This is a genomic window from Roseibium sp. RP-7, assembly GCF_053005225.1.
In genome coordinates, this window is the sequence record NZ_JBRKQA010000002.1 from 123329 (window position 1) to 143024 (window position 19696).

The 19696-nt window shown below is 58.5% G+C and carries 18 protein-coding genes; 11 read left to right on the forward strand and 7 right to left on the reverse strand.

What is annotated here, in order from left to right:
* Positions 1 to 605: 605 nt before the first annotated feature.
* The gene (locus tag ACVDG9_RS15215; RefSeq protein ID WP_447238369.1) at positions 606 to 1784 is read left to right on the forward strand and encodes a YbfB/YjiJ family MFS transporter; all 1179 of its coding nucleotides are present in this window, start codon (positions 606 to 608) and stop codon (positions 1782 to 1784) included.
* Positions 1785 to 1794: 10 nt separating this feature from the next.
* Here the strand turns inward: ACVDG9_RS15215 and ACVDG9_RS15220 are convergent, their stop codons facing one another.
* Positions 1795 to 2652: a branched-chain amino acid aminotransferase gene (locus tag ACVDG9_RS15220; RefSeq protein ID WP_055656627.1), complete on the reverse strand. Its 858-nt coding sequence runs from the start codon at positions 2650 to 2652 to the stop codon at positions 1795 to 1797.
* 314 nt (positions 2653 to 2966) lie between these two features.
* Here ACVDG9_RS15220 and ACVDG9_RS15225 point away from each other — a divergent pair, with 314 nt between their 5' ends.
* The 5 genes from ACVDG9_RS15225 (at position 2967) to ACVDG9_RS15245 (ending at position 8404) form a co-directional block, all read left to right on the forward strand.
* Positions 2967 to 3401 carry a VOC family protein gene (locus ACVDG9_RS15225; protein WP_055654941.1) on the forward strand — a complete coding sequence of 145 codons (435 nt, stop codon included), beginning with the start codon at positions 2967 to 2969 and terminating at the stop codon, positions 3399 to 3401.
* 121 nt (positions 3402 to 3522) lie between these two features.
* Positions 3523 to 4185: a haloacid dehalogenase type II gene (locus ACVDG9_RS15230; RefSeq protein WP_023000980.1), complete on the forward strand. Its 663-nt coding sequence runs from the start codon at positions 3523 to 3525 to the stop codon at positions 4183 to 4185.
* A 322-nt stretch (positions 4186 to 4507) separates the two neighbouring features.
* Positions 4508 to 5614 carry a TRAP transporter substrate-binding protein DctP gene (gene dctP, locus ACVDG9_RS15235; RefSeq protein WP_023000978.1) on the forward strand — a complete coding sequence of 369 codons (1107 nt, stop codon included), beginning with the start codon at positions 4508 to 4510 and terminating at the stop codon, positions 5612 to 5614.
* 96 nt (positions 5615 to 5710) lie between these two features.
* Positions 5711 to 7045: a TRAP transporter small permease subunit gene (locus ACVDG9_RS15240; protein WP_023000977.1), complete on the forward strand. Its 1335-nt coding sequence runs from the start codon at positions 5711 to 5713 to the stop codon at positions 7043 to 7045.
* Between the two features lie 3 nt (positions 7046 to 7048).
* Positions 7049 to 8404 carry a TRAP transporter large permease gene (locus ACVDG9_RS15245; RefSeq protein ID WP_023000976.1) on the forward strand — a complete coding sequence of 452 codons (1356 nt, stop codon included), beginning with the start codon at positions 7049 to 7051 and terminating at the stop codon, positions 8402 to 8404.
* Between the two features lie 108 nt (positions 8405 to 8512).
* Here the strand turns inward: ACVDG9_RS15245 and ACVDG9_RS15250 are convergent, their stop codons facing one another.
* Positions 8513 to 9268, reverse strand: a complete 756-nt coding sequence (locus ACVDG9_RS15250) for an outer membrane protein (RefSeq protein ID WP_447238370.1) — start codon at positions 9266 to 9268, stop codon at positions 8513 to 8515.
* A 180-nt stretch (positions 9269 to 9448) separates the two neighbouring features.
* Between ACVDG9_RS15250 and ACVDG9_RS15255 the strand changes: the two genes are divergently transcribed.
* Positions 9449 to 10030, forward strand: a complete 582-nt coding sequence (locus tag ACVDG9_RS15255) for a hypothetical protein (RefSeq protein WP_023000974.1) — start codon at positions 9449 to 9451, stop codon at positions 10028 to 10030.
* 346 nt (positions 10031 to 10376) lie between these two features.
* Positions 10377 to 10598 carry a helix-turn-helix domain-containing protein gene (locus tag ACVDG9_RS15260; protein WP_023000973.1) on the forward strand — a complete coding sequence of 74 codons (222 nt, stop codon included), beginning with the start codon at positions 10377 to 10379 and terminating at the stop codon, positions 10596 to 10598.
* Here ACVDG9_RS15260 and ACVDG9_RS15265 read toward each other — a convergent pair.
* Positions 10595 to 10981 (reverse strand): YkvA family protein, encoded by a 387-nt coding sequence (locus ACVDG9_RS15265; RefSeq protein WP_447238371.1) that lies wholly within the window; start codon positions 10979 to 10981, stop codon positions 10595 to 10597. The genes ACVDG9_RS15260 and ACVDG9_RS15265 overlap by 4 nt on opposite strands.
* Positions 10982 to 11183: 202 nt before the next feature.
* Between ACVDG9_RS15265 and ACVDG9_RS15270 the strand changes: the two genes are divergently transcribed.
* The gene (locus ACVDG9_RS15270; protein WP_077292599.1) at positions 11184 to 11453 is read left to right on the forward strand and encodes a hypothetical protein; all 270 of its coding nucleotides are present in this window, start codon (positions 11184 to 11186) and stop codon (positions 11451 to 11453) included.
* A gap of 18 nt (positions 11454 to 11471) precedes the next feature.
* Here the strand turns inward: ACVDG9_RS15270 and scpA are convergent, their stop codons facing one another.
* Complete coding sequence (scpA, locus tag ACVDG9_RS15275) at positions 11472 to 13637, reverse strand: methylmalonyl-CoA mutase (protein ID WP_447238372.1); 2166 nt, start codon at positions 13635 to 13637, stop codon at positions 11472 to 11474.
* A complete protein-coding gene (locus ACVDG9_RS15280; RefSeq protein ID WP_447238373.1) occupies positions 13634 to 15646 on the reverse strand; it encodes a methylmalonyl-CoA mutase family protein in 2013 nt (670 codons plus the stop codon). The genes scpA and ACVDG9_RS15280 overlap by 4 nt, the downstream gene beginning before the upstream one ends.
* Before the next feature lie 509 nt (positions 15647 to 16155).
* Here ACVDG9_RS15280 and ACVDG9_RS15285 point away from each other — a divergent pair.
* The gene (locus ACVDG9_RS15285) at positions 16156 to 16857 is read left to right on the forward strand and encodes a helix-turn-helix domain-containing protein (RefSeq protein WP_006939443.1); all 702 of its coding nucleotides are present in this window, start codon (positions 16156 to 16158) and stop codon (positions 16855 to 16857) included.
* Positions 16858 to 17071: 214 nt separating this feature from the next.
* Here ACVDG9_RS15285 and ACVDG9_RS15290 read toward each other — a convergent pair whose 3' ends face one another.
* On the reverse strand, positions 17072 to 17479 hold the full coding sequence (locus tag ACVDG9_RS15290; protein ID WP_023000968.1) for a DUF4332 domain-containing protein: 408 nt from the start codon (positions 17477 to 17479) through the stop codon (positions 17072 to 17074).
* Positions 17480 to 17523: 44 nt separating this feature from the next.
* Complete coding sequence (locus tag ACVDG9_RS15295) at positions 17524 to 17916, reverse strand: DUF2780 domain-containing protein (protein WP_055656631.1); 393 nt, start codon at positions 17914 to 17916, stop codon at positions 17524 to 17526.
* Between the two features lie 220 nt (positions 17917 to 18136).
* On the opposite strand from ACVDG9_RS15295, the gene ACVDG9_RS15300 reads away from it, so the two are divergent.
* On the forward strand, positions 18137 to 19696 hold the full coding sequence (locus tag ACVDG9_RS15300; RefSeq protein ID WP_447238374.1) for a helicase HerA-like domain-containing protein: 1560 nt from the start codon (positions 18137 to 18139) through the stop codon (positions 19694 to 19696).

Sequence of the window (19696 nt, forward strand, 5' to 3'; positions counted from 1 at the left end):
GTCCACACGGCTGCAGTTGCGCCATTCACGGAAATGTGATCAGTAATTTTCCAAAGAAAAGCATCGTCATTTTTAATGAAAACACTTAAACAATATAGAATCATCTAATAATATTCAGCATATTTCGATCATTATTTAATTTATATATAGCATTATATTAAATAATAAGTAGAAAATATCACTTCTTTTCTCAAGAAACATTCTCCCTGCTACCACCATCAACTCTCAGACCAGGCTCTGAAACGGCAGTGACCTCGGCGAATGCTAAAACAACTGGATTTGATGATGTAACGACAAGACCTGCCGCTACCCGAACAGTTGCTACGGTGGAGCATGGTTCATTGCGACTGTATCCATAAGACCTGCATGACCCGGGCTCCCGGTTCCAAGGTCCAGTCGGTAAGACACCAATGCCCTGCGAAAGGTAATGCGCACCAATACTCGTCTTGTCGCCCCTGGTGTCCGCACCGGAAACTGATCGCCTTCACCCTGCCCTAGACCAACCCAACCGGAACTCGTTCCTGGAAATGACAAAGCAGAGCGATCGTGCAAGATAGCAACGACTGCATGTCAGTTTTCAGCTATCGCCTCACGACCGGAACTCCATGTCACCCATCTCGCGCTCTCCTGCCGCATTGGCTTTCGGTGGTCTGCTCGCCCTTGCTGCCGCGATGGGCATCGGCCGGTTCGTCTATACCCCGATCCTGCCCTTCATGACCGACGGCCTGCAGTTGCCGCCTGATGATGCCGGCCTGATCGCGTCCGCGAATTTTCTCGGATATCTGGCTGGAGCTCTTGCCGGCGCCTCAAGGTCGCTGCCGGGCAATCCCCGGCTGTGGTTCCTCGGTGGGCTTCTTGCCAGCGCCCTGACCAGTGCCGCGATGGCGCTGACCACTTCCCTGACTCTGTTTCTGTTGATCCGCTTCGCGAGTGGGGTCGCAAGCGCCTTTGCGCTGGTCTTTTCAACCAGCCTGATCCTGGAGCGGCTGACGGCAGCCGGTCGCGGCGGCTTGAGCGCCCTCCACTTTGCCGGGGTCGGCTGCGGCATTTCCTTTTCCGCTGTTCTGGTTGCCCTCCTGGCGCATCTGGAGGCAGACTGGCGTGGGCTCTGGCTGGCCAGTGGCGCTGCCACGCTTTGCTTTCTTCTGGTGGCTGCATTTCTGGTGCCGTCCGAGCCGTCTTCCCAGCCGGTCACCACACCTGCGCCAAGCTCCCCCGACGAAGCCTCGGCATCTCCGTTTGGCTCTGCCAGTCGCATCCGCCTCATTCTGGCCTATGGTCTGTTCGGTTTCGGCTATGTCATCACCGCGACCTTCGTCAATACGATCGCACGCGCCAATCCGGCACTTCAATCAACCGAAGCCTTCGTCTGGTTGACAGTTGGGCTGTGCGCTGCACCTTCAATTTACGTCTGGAACAGGATTGCCGCCCGCATGGGCACTCGAAAGGGCTTCGCTCTTGCCTGCGTGCTGGAAGCGGCAGGCGTTGCCTTGACGGCGGTGAGCACAGCGCCTGGGCTCTTCCTCTTCGGAGCAGCGCTCCTCGGGTCAACCTTCATGGGTATCACCGCGCTTGGCCTGATGGAGGCACGGCGCGAAGTCAGCCGGGACGGACCGGCAGCAATCCGTCAGATGCTTGCGGTACTGACGGCAAGCTTTGGCGTCGGGCAGATGGCCGGGCCCTGGGTTGCCGGCCAGATGCACCATCTGACCGGGTCCTTTACTGCTTCATCCCTGGCAGCCGCCGCGGCGCTTGTGGTAGCCGCGGCACTGGTCGTCAGATGAAACTCCCCACTCAGGCGTGGGAGAATTCCCAGTAGAGCTCTCTTGCGCGAGCCGCGATCGGACCAGGCTGCAGGTCGCGTTCCTCGATCCGCTTGACCGGCGTTACCTTGCTGTAGTTCCCGGTTGAGAAGATCTCGTCGGCTTCCAGGAATTCGCCATAGTCCATGGTGCGCTCGAAAACGTCATAGCCAACGGACCTCAGCAGCTGAATAACGCGCTGACGGGTAATGCCGTTCAGGAAGGTGCCGTTGGGAACCGGCGTGTGTACCTTGCCTTCCTTGGCCATGAAGATATTGGCCGATGTCAGTTCAGCGACATTGCCCAGCATGTCACGAACGACCGCGTTGTCGAAGCCGCGCCCTTTGGCCTCCAGCATCGCTCTCGCATTGTTGGGATAAAGGCAGCCGGCCTTGGCGTTGACAGGCATACATTCAACAGTCGGACGGCGGAATGGAGACAGCGTGATGCTCATCGCCGCATCCTTGGGTGCCATCGGCGCATCGAACAGGCACAGGCAGAACCGCGTGCTGTCCGGATCGCCCACGATCACCCCGGGTCCGTCACTTTCGACCCAGTACATGGGCTTGACGTAGATCTGCTGGTCACCACCGAATTTGGCGCAGCCTTCCTTGGTGAGTTCGACCATTTCACCAACCTTCATGGTCGGCTTCATGCCCAGCGCCACGGCACTGTCGTTGACGCGTTTGCAGTGTAGATCGATGTCCGGCATCACACCTTCAAAGAAGCGGGCGCCGTCAAAAACGCTGGAACCGAGCCAGGAAGCATGTGTGCGCGGGCCCATGATCGGCGGATTGCCCTCGTGCCAAGTCCCGTCGATCCAGGTCCAGGTGTCACTCCATCCGCTCATGTCTCTTCCCTTTTCTGCGCTGCGGTTGTGCAGTCTGTCCGCCGAAACAACACCGCTCATCCCGGCAGGTCAATAGCTTACCGCGAAATTGAGGAAAGTTGCTGTCATTCTTCGCAAGATACGGTGATATCAGGATAAAAATCACCAAAACACCCACTTGAGCGACATCATTTTTTCAAGTCGGGTTCTGCAATGACAAGATGTGGATCCCCTCACCGACCCTTGGCTTGGAAACAATGCCCCCGCCCTCGGACCATTGACTCTCGCTACACAAAGTTCACTATATGTTCCTGTTACAATTTTGGGAGTTCAGGATGGAACAGCGCATTTCCGTGACGACGCTCGTGGTTGAAGACGTTGCCGAGGCACGCCGCTTTTTCGAAGACGGCCTGGGATGGCAGGTTCATTCCTCGCCGGGCCCAGAAGTGGTCTTTTTCCAGGTTCCCGGCAGTGTATTTGCCCTCTATGGCCGCGCCTCCCTGGAAGAGGAAATCGGACGCTCTGTCACCGACAGCCCCACCGGTGCGGTGACGCTCGCCTGGAACGGCAGGTCGGAAGCCGAGGTGGACACAAGCTTCCTGAAAGCGCTCGCCGCGGGCGCCCGATCGGTCAAGGAACCCCAGAAAGCCTTCTGGGGCGGGTATTCTTCTTACGTGGAAGTCCCCGGCGGTCACCTGCTCGAGATTGCCTATAACCCGTTTTGGCCGGTGGAAGAGGATGGCGCAATCACCCTGCCTCCAGTCCAATAGCAGGGCACAATTGTTGTATAAGTCCTGCCTGCGACCTTTGTCGCAGATAGCTGCGCTTGACGCAGGAGGCCGCAGGCTGTTCTCTTCCGCGGTTTCGTGAAAGGGCTTGGAGGTCTTGAAGATGGCGCATGCAGCTTACGTGTTCGATGCGTATGGAACCTTGTTCGATGTGCATGCCGCCGTCCGCAAACATGCGGAGAAGCTCGGACCGGATGCCCAGAGACTGTCGTCTCTCTGGCGGGAAAAGCAGCTTGAATATTCCTGGGTGCGCGCCCTCATGGGCAAGTATCTGGACTTCTGGGAACTGACCCAGCAAGGCCTGGACACCGCATTCGCCCTGGTGCCTTCCGCTGACAAGTCGTTGCGCGAAGATCTTCTCAGCGCCTATTGGGAACTTGATTGTTACCCGGAAGTGCCGCAGGTGCTGACCAACCTCAAGGCAACCGGCGCTAAAATCGCGATCCTGTCCAACGGATCTCCGGCCATGCTCGAAGCTGCCGCCAAGGCCGCCGGATTGACGGAACTTTTCGACGAGATCTTTTCCGTCGACGCGCTTCGAACCTTCAAGACCGATCCGCAGGTCTATGAAATGGTCACGACCCATTTCCGGATCTATCCGGAAGAGGTTTCCTTCCAGTCTTCAAACCGTTGGGATATTGCCGGTGCTACCGCATTCGGGTTCCGTACCGTGTGGATGAACCGGATGGGCATGCCTGACGAATATCCGGACCTTTCTCCCAAGGCGGTTCTGGCGGATCTGACAGGGCTCGCCACACTCGGCTGACCTGACACCACTTTCCTTCAGGAAGAGGAGACAGCGCTAGCTTTGTGTTTCTCTATTTTCAAAACAGTTCCGGCCATTTTTTCCAAAAAGGAAAAGATGTTTTGAGCGTCCGGCAAGGTTGCAGGATTCTGTAAGTGTAATATCCTTCCCTTGGTTGGGAGGAAAAGAAGAGCGACAGACTTCCTCGAGGTCATCCCGAACCAGTTACAAAACAACTGCTTAAGAACACAAACAGCTGGTTTGTCTCCGCGAAGAAGAAGGGGCGTTGAAACACTCCCCGCGCGAGCGCTCATTTGCTCCCAGACCTATTTGGGAGGATACCATGAAACAACTTACGACACGCAGGCAGGCCCTGCGGACGCTCGCAGGTGCCGGCACGGTCGGAGCAGCGACACTCGCTGCGCCGCATATCGCTTCGGCACAAGGCCAGACGACGACCTGGAAAATCCAGACGTCCTGGCCAGGCGGTGCCGGTTTGCAGATCTTCAAGGACTGGTGCGCAACCATTGCCGAAAAGACAGGCGGGGAGCTCGCCTTCCAGCCATTCGGTGCCAACGACGTCGTGGGCGATTTCCAGCTGTTCGACGCCGTCAAGAATGGCGTTCTGGACGCGGTCAACCCGTTCACGATCTATGCGCAGGGCATCATCCCCGCGGCCACCTTCCTGACGAGTTATCCGCTCGGTATGCGCAACCCGCACGAATGGGACGTGTTCTACTATTCCCTTGGCGGTCTCGAAATCGCCCGTGAACTCTACGCCGCACAGAACATGATGTTTGTCGGACCGGTGCATCACGGCCCCAACATCATCCATTCCAAAGTGCCGATCCGCTCGATCGATGACTTCCGCGGCCGCAAGATGCGCCTGCCCGGCGGCATGGTCGCCGAAGTCTTCACCGAGATCGGCGCGGAAACGACGGTGCTTCCGGGATCGGAAATTTTCCCCGCACTTGAAAAAGGCACCATCGACGTCGCCGATTATGTCGGTCCGGCGGTCAACTATGCCCTCGGTTTCAGCCAGGTCACCAAATACATCTCAATGGGCCCTCCGGGCTTCATGTCGCTGTATCAGCCGGTCGACCTTATGGACATCACCGTCGGCATGGATGCCTGGAATGCGCTCAGCCCGCAGATGCAGCAGTTCGTCGAGATGGAAACACACGTCTATTCCGACATGCACCATGCAGCCATCCAGAAGGCAGACCAGGAAGCCTGGGCGAAGTTCGAGGCCGACGGCACCGAAATCACCCGGCTCAGCCAGGACGATGTCGAACTGATGACCGAAGTCGCCGTTCCGATCTGGTTCAACTATGCGAACCGGGACAAGGACAGCGCGCGCCTCTTCAAGATTCAGCTCGACTACATGATGTCCGGTTCACTCGGCTACGTCACGCCGGAGCAGGTCGAAGGCCTCGAACTCGACCTCTGATCCCAGACGACGTCTCGGGAAACGGACCCGCGCGGCCAGCCGCGCGGGTCCTGTTCAACTCAACAGGGGCTTGTTTCCCCTGGGGAAGGGAGAGGCATGCCTCATCTGGACTTTACCCTGCCGCACTGGGCCTATTGGCTGGGGCTGATCATCTTTCCGCTGATCGCCGCTGCCCTTGCCAAGCGGCCTAAGCCGACTGAACGGCGCTACTCGCTGGTGCTCGGCTATTTCATTCTTGTCACCGGCGGCATCCTGGGCCTGCATCGGCTTTACCTGAAAAGCCTGATCGGGCTGGTCTATATCCCGGTGTTCGTGCTGATCCTCTACGCCAACGCGCAAAGCCAGGATGCGCGCGCGGTTGTCTCGGACATGGCCAACGCAGTGCGACAGGCGGAGCGGACGCTCGAGCGCGAAGGCGAAAGGGTGAAGACCGCAGAGGCCGATCTTCCTGCCTTGCGCCAAAAGCTCGCCGAGGCGGAAGCGCAGGCCGAAGAAGGCAGCTTTGCCAAGCGCCGCGCGGAAAGGGATGTCCAGCGCGCCGAACAACGTGTCGAACAGGGCAAGACCCGGGTTGCGGAGGCCGAGGCAACTCTGGAGACCGCCCGCCCGGCTGCCGTAACAGCTCGCGAAACCCTCGATTTCTGGGGCAATGTTGCCAAGTACGCCTTCTGGCTCCTGCTTGCAGGTGTGGCGGTCGACGCACTCCTCCTGCCCCGGCTGGTTTCCAAAGCGAACGAAAACCTGCCACCGGACCCGGAACTCAGCGAGGCGGAAAAGAAGCTCAAGGAGCTGGAAGAAGCCGAGCGCAAGGACGATGCGGATCACGTCTCTTCCGGCTGGACCGGCTGGATTGACCGGCTCTCGCTCTACTGTGGCGAGTTTGTCAGCTACTGGGCGGTGATCGCCGTTCTTGTCTACTACTTCGAGGTCATGAGTCGATACGTCTTCGGCAGCCCGACCAACTGGGCTCACGAGGCGATGTACCTCATGTTCGGCATGCAGTACCTGATCGCCGGTTCCTACGCCATGCTGACGGAATCCCATGTACGGGTCGATGTCTTCTATGCGCCGCTCTCGCCGCGCCGCAAGGCAATTGTCGATCTATTGACATCCGTCTTCTTCTTCATCTTCGCCGGCACCCTGCTGGTGACTTCGTGGATTTTCGCCTTCGATGCCATCGCGGTTCCCTCCGGCAACTCGCTGGTATCTGACTGGGCACGCGGTGAAATCGGCTTCAGCGATGTCGTTGCAAGCTGGAACCTGGCCCAATGGACCGATCCGAACATCCGCTGGGGCGAAATCAGCTTCAACGAATGGGAAGTGCCGCTCTGGCCAATGAAGTGGGTCATGGTGCTCGGCGGGTTGCTGCTGGTGCTCCAGGGAATTTCCAAATTCGCGCAGGACATCCGCGCAGTGATGGGCAGGGCTTGATCGATGGGACTTGAAATCGGAATCGAGTGGCTGACACTCATCATGTTCGGCTCGCTGCTGGTCCTCTTGATGGCAGGGCTGCCGCTGGCCTTCGTTACGGGAGGGCTCGCCTGTGTGTTCCTGTTCGTCCTGGGTGACGAGCGGGCGCTCAACATCGTGCCGTCGCGCATCTTTCCGCTGATGACCAACTACCAGCTATCGGCAATCCCGCTGTTCATATTCATGGCATCGATGCTGGAACGGGCTGGCATCATCAACGACATGTTCGATGTCATCTACAAGGTGCTTGGCGGCGTGAAGGGCGGCCTGGCGGCTGCCACCATCATCGCCTCCACCGTACTGGCGGCCATGGTGGGTGTCATCGGGGCGGCTGTTGTCACCATGGGCATCATCGCCCTGCCCGCCATGCTGAAGCGAAACTACGATCCGAAGATCGCCATGGGCTCGATCATGGCCGGAGGAACGCTTGGCATCCTGATCCCGCCGTCGATCCTGGCAATCATCTACGCCGTCGTGGCCGAACAGTCCGTTGGTGAGCTCTTCATCGGCGCGGTCATTCCCGGCCTGCTGCTGTCCGGGCTCTACATCCTTTATGTGATCGTCAGCTGCATGATCGACCCCAGAAAAGGCCCGCCGATCCCGGAGGAAGAACGTATTCCGTTCAAGGAAAAGGTCCGGCTGCTGTCGAACATGTCCGCTCCGATCGCGCTGATCGTGATCGTGCTGGGCGTGATCTTCACCGGCGTCGCAACTCCGGTGGAAGCAGCCGGCATCGGCACCTTCGGTGCCATAGTCGTGGCCGCCATCCACCGCAATCTCGATTGGCAGACACTGCGCGAAGCCTCGCTGACCACCTTGAAGGCTTCGGCCATGGTGATCTGGATCATGTTCGGCGCGACCATCTTCGTTGGTCTCTATGTACTGGAAGGCGGTCAGCAGTTCGTGCAAGGCGCGCTGGAAGCCACCGGCCTCGGCCCATGGGGCATTCTGATCATCATGCAGATCGTGCTTGTCGTCCTGGGCATGTTCCTGGACTGGGTCGGCATCCTGCTCCTGTGCGTGCCGATCTTCGTGCCGATCATCAAGGCGCTCGGAGCGGCCTCCTTCGGGCTCGACAGCCCGGACGATCTGGTGCTGTGGTTCGGTGTTCTCTATCTGGTGAACATGCAGATGAGCTTCCTGTCACCACCGTTCGGTTACGCACTCTTCTACCTGCGAGGCGTCGCTCCGGCGGACATTCCGATGACAGACATCTTCAAGTCTGCCCTGCCCTTCCTGGCGCTTCAGGTGCTTGGACTGGCATTGTGCATGCTGTTCCCCGGACTGATCACCTGGTTGCCGAACCTGGTCTACGGATAACAGAGCCCACAAAGACAAAGGGAAACGGCTGCGCTCAGTGGGAAAAGCGCAGCCGATCCATGCTGCCGGACAAATGTGCCAGACAGGATTGGCTTGTCAGGAGACAGATCAGAACGAACGGGAGAGCCCGATCATGAGCCGATGGTTACCGGCCGTCCGATCTACCTTCGTACCGCCATATCCGGCCTTCTCGTCCAGGATTCCGGTCATCGAGTAGTCGGCCCTGAGATGCCACGCATCCGTTACCGCAACCTCGACACCCCCGCCGATCACTGGACCAATCGAAACGGAGTTTCTCTCCGTCCCGTTCGCCTTGAGGCTGTGTTCTGTCGCAGCAATACCGAGGCTGAGATAAGGCATCACGTTGTTGATCGGCACGCCGACCCGGGCCTTGGCATTGATCGTCCACTTGGATCCTGTCTCGATGGTGCCCAGCGTCGGATGGTTGCCTTTTTCACGGCCGCCGAGATAGGCCGCACCGCCTTCGACACCCAGGACGAAGCGGGAGACTTCCCAGTTGTAACCGCCGAAAAGACCGAACGCTGCGTCGACCCGTGAAAAATCCTTCGATCGCCCCCCTGATTTGACGTCTGTCACGGTCTGCGAAACACCTGCTTCAAAGCCGAGATAAGGCCCAGCCCAGAGCGACTGTGGCGCTTGCGAATAGACAGGAGCGTCAAAAGTCTCCAGATCGGCAGCACTCGCCCCAACGACAAGCACACCAAGAACGGCGCACAGAACCAGCGGCTCCAACAGCCAGTGGCTCCGCAGAACACGCCTGATCACACCGGGGCGTTGCCTGGAGCGACCGCGCCCGATGGCCGGCGGCGCACGAAAAACATAATTGGCAAAGGAACTTACCATCAGTGATCTCACTTCATGTATGACAATCTCATCGCCTCACATATTCAAAAAATTAATGTAAAACGATAATTTGAAAATTGATTGCAATAATTTTTTTGTCAATAGCAATGTTTTTGAATTTGTGTTTTCCCGACAGATGAACTAGATACGATGCCGCAATGACACGATGCGGAGTAACCGATGAGCGAACTTGAATGGGCGGAACGGGAGAAGCGGCTGACGCGGATCCGGCGTGTATCCGCGTTCATGAAATGGGCCGTCACCATCATCCTGTTGATCCTGCTGGGTCTGGGCGTGGTTGTCACGATCGGTATCGCCCTGCCGAACGAGTTGATGATCGGTGCGCAAGAAACATTTGATGTCGCCGATACCGAACGCATGCTGGGTGACATTCCGCAGGTTCAGCGCATCGGAATATCCATACTGGCAGCCATTGCCTTCAGTCTGCTGCTGGCGGTTGGCTGGAACATCCGTCAGGTCTTCAAGCGGTTTCAGAAGATGGAGTTCTTCTCGCCGAAGACGCTTGCAAACGTGTTTTCCTTCGGCATCTGGCTTATCGTGTTCGCGGTCTTCGACCTGATCAGCGATCCGATCGGCTCGGTCCTCCTGACCTATGACTTTCCCCCGGGCCAGCGCACCGTCGACATCAGTCTGGACGGTGGCGAGATCTTCTTTCTCGTCCTTGGTGCCTTGATGCTGCTGTTCGGCTGGATCCTTCGCGAGGCTGCCCTGATTGCAGACGAGAACCAGCAGTTCATTTGAGGTGGACCATGGAGCGTTGCGAATGCTGAACATCAATGGCGTTGCCTGTCTCCCGCAACTCGGCCTCATGCACGGTGGCACCGAGGTGGGCAGATGTCTTCAGCCCCCGCACCTTCTCTCAGCCTTTGCAAGCAACAAGGCTCCCCGTCATCCACGGCCAGTCGCGTTTGCGCGCCGGAAGCTTTCACAAGAACAAAGGATTGTTGACGCCGTGGCTGATGGCAGTGAAATATCAGGCATGATTCTCGGGACGCTCATGCCTTGCTCATCTCTCTCTTGCGTAAGGCCGTCCAGCTCGCAGAAGAAAATCGAAAAATAAGCAAGCGACAGCGCCGGGGGTCCCTTCATGCCCATCATCATTGAACTGGACGTAATGCTCGCCCGCAGGAAGATGCGGTCCAAAGAGCTTGCCGAACGCATTGGCATCACCGAGCAGAATGTTTCGCTGCTCAAGTCCGGAAAAGTGAAGGGTGTCCGTTTCGAGACCCTGGAAAAGATCTGCGACGTGCTCGACTGCCAACCCGGTGACATTCTGATTTACGAGCCCGAAAAAACTCCGGAAGATTAGACAGAAACACGCCGCCAGAACCACAAAAGTGCAGCCAACGCCGCACCGATCCAGATCAGTAGAACCAGGACTGCCGCCATTTTGTTGGCAGGCAGCTTTTCCGATCTCCTTTCAGCTTCCACCCGGCAGTCCTCCATCACCTGCGGTGGAATGAGCTTCACCACCAGGTAGATGCCGAGCGGCACGAGAAGCAGATCGTCGAGATATCCGATCACCGGAATGAAATCCGGAATCAGGTCAATGGGTGACAGAGCATAGGCTGCGGTTGCGATGGCCAGGGCCTTCACATACCAGGGAACCCTCGGATCCCTTCCAGCCAGATAAAGGGCATGGAGATCTCGCTTGATGCGCTTTGCCCAGGTCTTGATGGTGTCCTTCAGCATGTCAGCCCGCGTGAATTGGAAACAGTTCCTGCGACACGGCAGCCCCTGGGCAGTGTCGGCCGGCAGGTCATCGGGCCCGAAACACCTTCCAGTCCTGCGCAAGCTACGCTGCCTAGAACATCCTCCGTAATTTCAACAGGTCCGACGGAGCGAGCGGTCTTTAGCCATGACGCGATCAAATTCCCCCCTTGAAGGCAGGCCGGTGCCTGCAACAAGAGCGCGGCTGCGATCAGGCAAGCTGCTCAATCTCGACAGCACGCACCTGAGCGAATGCACGCTTTACGACCTTGAGAACGGCGACATCGGCATCGTCGTTCAGGACCCGGACCTGCCGGTGCCGGACCGGGTGCTGATCGATGACGACAAGGAACTGACCCGGGTCTTTACGGAAATCCGTTGGCGCATGGGTCCTTACCTCTTCGGCATGTACCTGGAACCACCGGTCCCGGTGAGCAAGTTCCAGGATACCTGACGATTGCCGACATGGGCCTTATTCAGCTGCTTCAGCGGAGCCATATCCCAATTGCTCGTTGAGTTTGCCGATCAAACCGATGGCCGCTTCCGCAATCACGGTTCCCGGTGGGAAGATCGCCGCTGCCCCGGACTTGTAGAGTTCGTCATAATCCTGCGGAGGCACGACACCGCCAACGACGATCATGATGTCTTCCCGGCCTTCTTCCGCCAGCGCCCGCCTCAGAGCCGGCACCAGTGTCAGATGGCCTGCCGCCAGCGATGACACGCCGACCACGTGAACATCGTTTTCGACCGCCTGGCGAGCAGCTTCTTCCGGGGTCTGGAACAAGGGTCCGATATCAACGTCGAAACCCAGGTCGGCAAACGCCGAGGCAATCACCTTCTGACCGCGGTCGTGCCCGTCCTGCCCCATCTTGGCGACCAGGATACGCGGTCGGCGGCCATCGTTGTCTTCAAAGGCTTCCACCAGCTTCTGGACTTTCTCGATGGTTCCGGACATGGCGCCAGCCTCCCGTTTGTAGACACCGGCAATCGACTTGATCTCGGCCTTGTGCCGGTCGAACACCTTCTCCATTGCCAGGGAGATTTCACCCACGGTTGCCTTGGCCCGTGCGGCCTTGACCGAAAGGTCCAGCAGATTGCCGTCACCGGACGCGGCACATTGGGTCAACGCTTCCAGGGCGGCCTGGGTCTCGGCCTCGTTGCGCTCTTCACGCAGGCGCTTGAGCTTATCGATCTGGGCGGCGCGCACCTGGGCGTTGTCGACCTTCAGAACGTCGATCGCCTGTTCGCTTTCCGGCTTGAACTTGTTGACGCCGACCACGGTTTGCGCACCGCTGTCGATGCGCGCCTGTGTCTTGGCGGCTGCTTCCTCGATCCGCAGCTTCGGAATGCCCTTCTCGATGGCCTTCGCCATGCCGCCAAGCTCTTCCACTTCGCGGATGTGCGCCATGGCCTTCTCGGCAAGGTCTGCCGTCAGCTTCTCAACGTAATAGGAACCGCCCCAGGGATCGATCACCTGCGTCGTGCCGCTTTCCTGCTGCAGAAACAGCTGCGTGTTGCGGGCGATACGTGCGGAGAAATCGGTCGGCAGAGCCAGCGCCTCGTCCAGCGCATTCGTGTGCAGCGACTGCGTATGCCCCTGCGTTGCCGCCATGGCTTCCACACAGGTTCTAATAACGTTGTTGAAGACGTCCTGTGCCGTCAGTGACCAGCCGGAGGTCTGCGAATGGGTGCGCAGCGACAGGGATTTCGGGTTTTTCGGCTGGAAGTTTTCTTCCATCAGGGTCGCCCAGATCAGGCGCGCGGCACGCAGCTTGGCAACTTCCATGAAGAAGTTCATGCCGATCGCCCAGAAGAAGGACAGCCGCGGTGCGAACTGGTCAATATCCATGCCGGCGGCGACACCGGCGCGGGCATATTCGATGCCGTCGGCAATCGTATAGGCCAGCTCCAGATCCGCCGTCGCCCCCGCTTCCTGCATGTGGTAGCCGGAAATGGAGATCGAATTGAAGCGCGGCATGTTCTGGGACGTGTATTTGAAGATGTCCGAGATGATCCGCATGGAATGCTTGGGCGGATAGATATAGGTGTTGCGGACCATGAACTCCTTCAGAATATCGTTCTGAATGGTGCCCGAGAGGTCCTTTTGCGCAACGCCCTGCTCTTCCGCCGCAACGATGTAAAGCGCCAGCACCGGCAGCACCGCGCCGTTCATGGTCATGGAGACGCTCATCTTGTCCAGCGGAATGCCGGAAAAGAGCGTACGCATGTCATAGATGGAATCGATCGCCACCCCTGCCATGCCGACATCACCCGAAACACGCGGATGATCGCTGTCGTAGCCGCGGTGCGTGGCAAGGTCGAAGGCCACCGACAGGCCCTTCTGACCGGCGGCAAGGTTACGCCGGTAAAAGGCGTTTGAATCTTCGGCCGTTGAGAACCCGGCATACTGGCGCACTGTCCAGGGCTGCTGGACATACATCGTCGGGTAAGGACCGCGCAGAAACGGCGGCAGGCCCGGCCAGGTATCCAGATGTTTCAGTCCATAAAGATCCTGCGCCCCATAGACAGGCGGCACAACGATGTCTTCCGGCGTTTGCCAGCTCTCCTGCGAGCCGGCGTCCGCAGCCTTCACGATTTTCCGGAACGGCTTGTCAGCGAAATTCGGGATCCTGCTCATGATTGGACCTCCAGATCTTTCGGCTCGACCCCTTGTTGGGTCTCCAGCCGGTCAAATGCATCCTTCAACAGTGCAAGCAGATCGCATCCGGCAAAGACGAAAGCGTCCACACCGGCTTTGCGATAGGCATCTTCCCGGTCTCCAGGGCGCCCTGCAAGGTAGAGGTAATCCACCCCTGCCGTTTTCAGGGCTCGAGCAGCCTCTTCCGCCTGCGCCTCGTAAACATCGTCCGTGGAGACGAGACAGGCAAGCATCGCCCCGCTTTGCCGGAAGGCCTCAACGAGATCTTCAAGAGAACCATAGACAGCCGGTCCGACGGGTTTCAACCCGCCCGCCGCAAAGGCGTTTGCCGTCCAGGTGGCTCTCGCCGAGAACTGGGCCAGACTGCCGAGAGACGCCAGGAATACCGTTGGCGTCGTCGACGCGGCCTGCTCGAAGGCTTCGGACCTGCTACGAAGCTGTTCGAAGGGCTCCGCTATCCGGGCCGTTTCCAGCTTCGGAAGGGAATAGTCGCGCGGCAGAAGGTCAAGCCGCATGCCCAGCTCGCTCAGGGGCACTCCCTGAAGGGCAAGCTTGCGCAGTGTCGCAAAGCGCTCGCCGTCTCCCGGTTCCGGCAGGTCCTCACGCGGTGCGCTCACGCCTGCAAGATCTTCCTTGCTCGATTTCAGCACCGCAACAGGCTTTTCAGCAAGGTCCGGGAACTCGCTTACGCCGGTGATAGGACGCTTTCTGGTGGCGATGTTCTTGGCAAGACCGGCCCTGGCAGCCCCGATGCGATCATGCACGAGGCCCGTGCGCACCGCCTCGAACAGGCCGCCGGCCGCCTCGATATCCTGGAAGAGGCTCCAGGCAGCCTCGCAAACTGTATCCGTCCGGTCTTCAATGGCGCCAGAGCCGGCGGCCGGATCGGTCACCTTCGCAAGGTTGCTTTCTTCCAGAAGGATAAACTGCGTATTGCGCGCCAGCCTGCGGGCAAAGCCGTCGGGCAAACCGACAGCCAGCGTATGCGGCAGGACACAGACACTGTCTGCACCACCGACACCGGCTGCAAAGGTTGCCACGGTGTTGCGCAGCAGATTGACCCAGGGATCCCGGCGGGTCAGCATTCTGTAGGAAGTCGACATATGCAACGGCAGACCTGCTTGCGGCAGCCCAGCACCGTCCAGTACCGACGCCCAGAGCGAGCGGATCGCGCGGGCCTTGGCAATGGTTCCGATCTGGTCGGCTTCCGCGATCAGGCTGAAGGAAATTCTGTCAGCCCATTGTTCGGGCGCCAGTCTCGTGCCTTCCAGCAAGCGCATGTGAGCTGTGGCGGAAGCCAGAACAAGCGCAAGCTCCTGCGCAGGCGTTGCCCCCGCTTCGTGCCATATGCGGCCATCGGCCTTCATTACCCGTGCCGGGCTGCCAAAATCATGCGCTGCAACCACCAGATCGCGGAAATGCCTGTAGGCGTTTTCCATGTCGGCGAGAGCGACACCATTGACTGCCACCCAGCCATAGGGATCGATCCCGGCCGTCAGGCGAACGCTTGCCGGATCGATATTGCGTTTTTCGAGCAATGCCAGAATGGAGGCGAAAATCTCGACATTTTCCCGTCCCGCCTCAAAGCGCAGGTCAATCAGATCCAGTTCGACGTCTTTCAGGAGGCGGTCGACACCGGATAGATCGTCTACCCGGATGCCATTGCCGTATGATGCGGCAGCACCGCGGAAAACCAGGTCAAGGCCGCTCGCGCCACCCTCCAGATCTTCCAGAATTTGTGCGTTTGCGGCGGCAGGATCGGGAATGTCGATCCGCTGGACCACGGACCAGTCGCCTGCGGCAGCCCGAAGGGCGCGCGCCGGACTGTCTGTCCTGCGCTCATAAAGCGGCGCGATATCCAATCCATCTTCGGTTTTCCCGTAAAGCTTCTGCCGGGCACTCCCCTTCAGGGCCTTGTCGACGGCAGCCCACCAGGCCTCCGCGTCGGCAGAATAAAAACTTTCAGGTCCAGTAAAGCTGTTCGGCATCGCACGTACTCCCTGGCCCCGTTTTAGTCCCTGGGCCCGAAGCTTGGCAACTCAGCAGAATGGGTAAGGATTTGAAGTTCACAAGGTCTCGGACAGTTGAATCAGGTGAAACCGGGAGCCAGTTCCGACTTGCGATTCGCTCGTAGAATTAATTAGACGCGCAAAATAAAAATTTATCTACAAATTGCGTTTTTCGACTTACACTTACGAAGACGTTAAACACTTCTCAGAAAGACAATTTGGCCTCTTCTAGGCGCCAACTTGTCAATTTTTTGGCGGAATAAGCTAAATTTGCCAGTTTTCCCTATTGGTACGATCATCAATTGTATTGTAGCGTATAGGTGCTGACGCATGGGAAATTCTACCCTCATAAGAAATGCGCGGCGTCCGGATCCGACACTTACCTGAATAGGTTTGGCGGGAACGGGTTTCACCCATCAGCGGATGTTCCGGCTCGCGTACGGACACCCGCAAAGACGCGGCCACCCAAGCCGCAAAGGATGTGCACAATGCTTGATCAAACGGAATTGAAGAGCAAGCTGAGAGCAATCTCGGAAGCAAATGCCGCCCATCATGTTCTCGATATTTTGGAATCGAACCTTCGACGCATGGGGGCGACGCATATCCTCATTACCGGCCTGCCGATGCCGAACCGCCCGATCGACAACCTCGTTCAACGGTTCCGGTGGCCCGATCAACGCAATGACGGAATTGAAAGCACTTCGCTTTCTGCAAATGACAGCGCCTTGATGCTTGGCCTCGGTTCAAACCGGGCTCGCGTCTGGACAATCTCCGCCGGTGACATGGAACATTCCGACCTTCTGGCGTCAGCCGGGGAAGGAAGTCAGGTTCTCGTCATCCCGGTAACGGAACTCTATCCTTTCCAGGCATTCGTGTTTGCAAGCGGCCCTGCTCTTCAGGTCAACAAATACGATCTTTCCAATCTGGAAGCACTTGCAGCTGCCGCCTTCTCGCGTCTGCGCGAACTTGGCGTGATTTCCGGACAGCGACCGGGCGCATTGTCGACCCGTGAGCGCAAGGTTCTGGAACTGACGGCCTATGGCAAGACAGCCGGCGAAATTGCAGACGTGCTCGACATCTCCCAGCGGACTGTCCACGCTCACCTGCAGAATGCCAGTGTCAAGCTGAACGCTTCCAACAAGACCCACACCGTGGTCGAAGCGCTTCGTTACGGCCAGATCAGCGTATAACGCTGCTTCTCCAGCCAACAGCTTCCAGGGGCTAACAACAGGCGCACTTCGGTGCGCCTTTTTTGTTCTGGCGCGGATGCAAAACAACATGGGCCAGATGAGACCACGCTAGGCACGCACGCCGGGCAACAACGTCAAAATGCCAATCGCCAAAAGGAAAAGGCGCGCTTTCCGCACGCCTTTTTTTGTCATTTCATTTTTCGGCTTGCCGACCTCAGTAGGTCATCATCGGCGGCAATTCCTTGGCCTGATCGACCCATTTGGTGACCTGGCTTTCACTCGGCACCTGGCGAACAAGCTTCTTGGCTTCGTTCACTTCCTGCATCTTCTCCGCCAGGTTGGCGGCATTGCGATGCTTCAGTTCCTTCACCGTGTCGACGCCGGCAGCTTCCAGGAGTTCGGAATATTCCTCACCAACGCCGCTGATGCGCATCAGATCCGCCATGTTGGCCCATTTCAGGATCCGCTTGCCGTCGATGCCGGTTTCTTCTTCCAGCGCCTTGCGACCTTTCGGGTCCTTCGCACGCTCCAGATAAGCTTCCGTTGTCTTGATGCCGACTTCACCCAGCTTTGCAGCATAGGTTGGGCCGATACCTTCGATTTCATCGATGGAATAAGACATGCGCTCAGAACTCCCTAATCAACCGGCAACCGAACCTGGGACAGTCAGACGATCTGGCTCAGTCCCGGAATTTGTGAAACCACTTCATTCACAACATCGTCCCCTGCTTTTTCCTTAGCATAGGACACGAGTTCTTTGACAACACTTTGCACGCCATCCATGTCGAGGCCCGCATTTGTCAATTCATTGAGTGCCGCCATGGCGCCCATGCCACCGCCCATCATGCTTCCAAGACCGCTCAAAAACCCGCCGCCGGAACCGGCTTCCGCACGCGCATCGACAAGATCCTTCGCTCCAGGCAAAGCGTCGAAGATGAGCTGCATCTTGTCTTCCGGACCTTCCTTGTTCAAGAAGCCCAGAATGATGCCGATGGCGTTCTTGGCAACATCTTCCTCGATGCCTGCTGCCGCCATGATCCGCTGGATGAGCTCGTCCATGAAAATCTCCTGATCAAATGACTGACGCCATGTCATCCGGCGCCCGTTTGGCTTCTCTATACAAGTCTCGAGGTGCCCACGTCGATGGGCAATGTCTTTTCTGCTCGACTATGCCGCATGCAGCCCGCAGGCTCGTCCAATGCCGCCCGGCAACAGAATGTTTCAATCTGGCAGCGAAAGGCTCTAGGCTGCGGCAAGATGCAGGGATTCGGGGGTAATCGTGACGGTAAAAGACAGTATTTTCATCGGTGCCAGCACCAGGGAAGAAACCCTCACGCTCAAGCTCGCAAACCGCCACGGCTTGATTGCCGGAGCAACAGGCACCGGCAAGACCGTTTCGCTGCAGATCCTTGCCGAAGGCTTTTCCAAGGCCGGTGTTCCCGTGTTCTGCGCCGATATCAAGGGCGACCTGTCCGGACTTGCAACCGCGGGTGTTTCCAAGGACTTTCTTGAAAAACGCGCCAGCGATGTCGGGATCGCCGACGAATACACCTACGAAGCGTTCCCCGCGGTGTTCTGGGACCTGCTCGGCGAGCAAGGCCATCCGATCCGCACCACCGTTTCCGAGATCGGGCCCCTGCTCCTCGCGCGACTGCTGGAACTCAACGATACGCAGGAAGGTGTACTGAACGTCCTGTTCGAGCTGGCCGACGATGAAGGCCTGCTGCTGCTGGATCTGAAAGACCTCAGGGCAATGCTTGCCCACGTGGCAGAACGTGCCTCCGAGCTTTCCACGATCTACGGCAACGTTTCCAAGGCGTCCGTCGGGGCCATTCAGCGCAGGCTTCTGGTGCTGGAGCGCCAGGGCGGAGAACACTTCTTCGGAGAACCGGCCCTCGACATCCGTGACTTCATCCGCACCGCGCCGGACGGCCGGGGCGTCGTCAACATCCTCGCTGCCGACAAGCTCATGTCCGCCCCCCGGCTCTATGGCGTCTTCCTGCTCTGGATGCTGTCTGAACTCTTTGAGGAACTGCCCGAAGTCGGTGATCCGGAAAAGCCGAAGCTAGTGTTCTTCTTCGACGAAGCCCACCTTCTGTTTTCCGATGCTCCCAAGGCACTTATCGAGAAGGTGGAACAGGTAGTCCGGCTGATCCGCTCCAAGGGTGTCGGCGTCTATTTTGTTACTCAGAACCCGCTGGACGTACCGGAGACCGTGCTTTCCCAGCTCGGCAACCGCATTCAGCACGCCCTGCGTGCCTTCACGCCGCGCGACCAGAAGGCTGTCAGGGCAGCTGCGGAAACGTTCCGTCCCAACCCGGATCTCAACACCGAACGGGTCATCACGGAACTCGGTGTCGGCGAAGCACTGGTCTCGACCCTGGAAGGCAAAGGCATTCCGTCCGTCGTTCAGCGCACGCTGATCCGTCCACCCTGTTCGCGGCTGGGTCCTGTCACTCAGGCCGAACGACGGGCCTTGATCCAGTCTAGCCCCGTCTTTGGCACTTACGAGCGCACCCGCGACCGGACGTCGGCTTACGAAGTCCTGATGGGGCGCGCGCAGGAAGCGCAGAGACAGGAACAGCGGCGCCAGGAAAAGGAAGACAGCTACGCCAGGAAACATGGCGATCCCCGGCGCTCGCGATCCGGTTTTCAGCTGCCCGACTTCGGACGCGATGACAGGCCGCGTCAGGAAAGCCGGGAACGGCGCAGCAACCGCCGTGGCCAGCGCGACACGGCCCTGGAAGCCGGGCTCAAGTCCGCAGCCAGAAGTCTCGGTTCCTCGCTCGGCCGTGCGCTGGTTCGGGGCCTGCTCGGTTCGCTGAAAAGAGGCAACTAG

What these genes read in the sequence shown, in the direction of transcription:
- ACVDG9_RS15215 (WP_447238369.1), top strand. Translation starts at nt 606, where the DNA reads ATGTCACCCATCTCGCGCTCTCCTGCCGCATTGGCTTTCGGTGGTCTG.
- ACVDG9_RS15220 (WP_055656627.1), bottom strand. Translation starts at nt 2,652, where the DNA reads ATGAGCGGATGGAGTGACACCTGGACCTGGATCGACGGGACTTGGCAC.
- ACVDG9_RS15225 (WP_055654941.1), top strand. Translation starts at nt 2,967, where the DNA reads ATGGAACAGCGCATTTCCGTGACGACGCTCGTGGTTGAAGACGTTGCC.
- ACVDG9_RS15230 (WP_023000980.1), top strand. Translation starts at nt 3,523, where the DNA reads ATGGCGCATGCAGCTTACGTGTTCGATGCGTATGGAACCTTGTTCGAT.
- dctP (WP_023000978.1), top strand. Translation starts at nt 4,508, where the DNA reads ATGAAACAACTTACGACACGCAGGCAGGCCCTGCGGACGCTCGCAGGT.
- ACVDG9_RS15240 (WP_023000977.1), top strand. Translation starts at nt 5,711, where the DNA reads ATGCCTCATCTGGACTTTACCCTGCCGCACTGGGCCTATTGGCTGGGG.
- ACVDG9_RS15245 (WP_023000976.1), top strand. Translation starts at nt 7,049, where the DNA reads ATGGGACTTGAAATCGGAATCGAGTGGCTGACACTCATCATGTTCGGC.
- ACVDG9_RS15250 (WP_447238370.1), bottom strand. Translation starts at nt 9,268, where the DNA reads ATGGTAAGTTCCTTTGCCAATTATGTTTTTCGTGCGCCGCCGGCCATC.
- ACVDG9_RS15255 (WP_023000974.1), top strand. Translation starts at nt 9,449, where the DNA reads ATGAGCGAACTTGAATGGGCGGAACGGGAGAAGCGGCTGACGCGGATC.
- ACVDG9_RS15260 (WP_023000973.1), top strand. Translation starts at nt 10,377, where the DNA reads ATGCCCATCATCATTGAACTGGACGTAATGCTCGCCCGCAGGAAGATG.
- ACVDG9_RS15265 (WP_447238371.1), bottom strand. Translation starts at nt 10,981, where the DNA reads ATGCTGAAGGACACCATCAAGACCTGGGCAAAGCGCATCAAGCGAGAT.
- scpA (WP_447238372.1), bottom strand. Translation starts at nt 13,637, where the DNA reads ATGAGCAGGATCCCGAATTTCGCTGACAAGCCGTTCCGGAAAATCGTG.
- ACVDG9_RS15280 (WP_447238373.1), bottom strand. Translation starts at nt 15,646, where the DNA reads ATGCCGAACAGCTTTACTGGACCTGAAAGTTTTTATTCTGCCGACGCG.
- ACVDG9_RS15285 (WP_006939443.1), top strand. Translation starts at nt 16,156, where the DNA reads ATGCTTGATCAAACGGAATTGAAGAGCAAGCTGAGAGCAATCTCGGAA.
- ACVDG9_RS15290 (WP_023000968.1), bottom strand. Translation starts at nt 17,479, where the DNA reads ATGTCTTATTCCATCGATGAAATCGAAGGTATCGGCCCAACCTATGCT.
- ACVDG9_RS15295 (WP_055656631.1), bottom strand. Translation starts at nt 17,916, where the DNA reads ATGGACGAGCTCATCCAGCGGATCATGGCGGCAGCAGGCATCGAGGAA.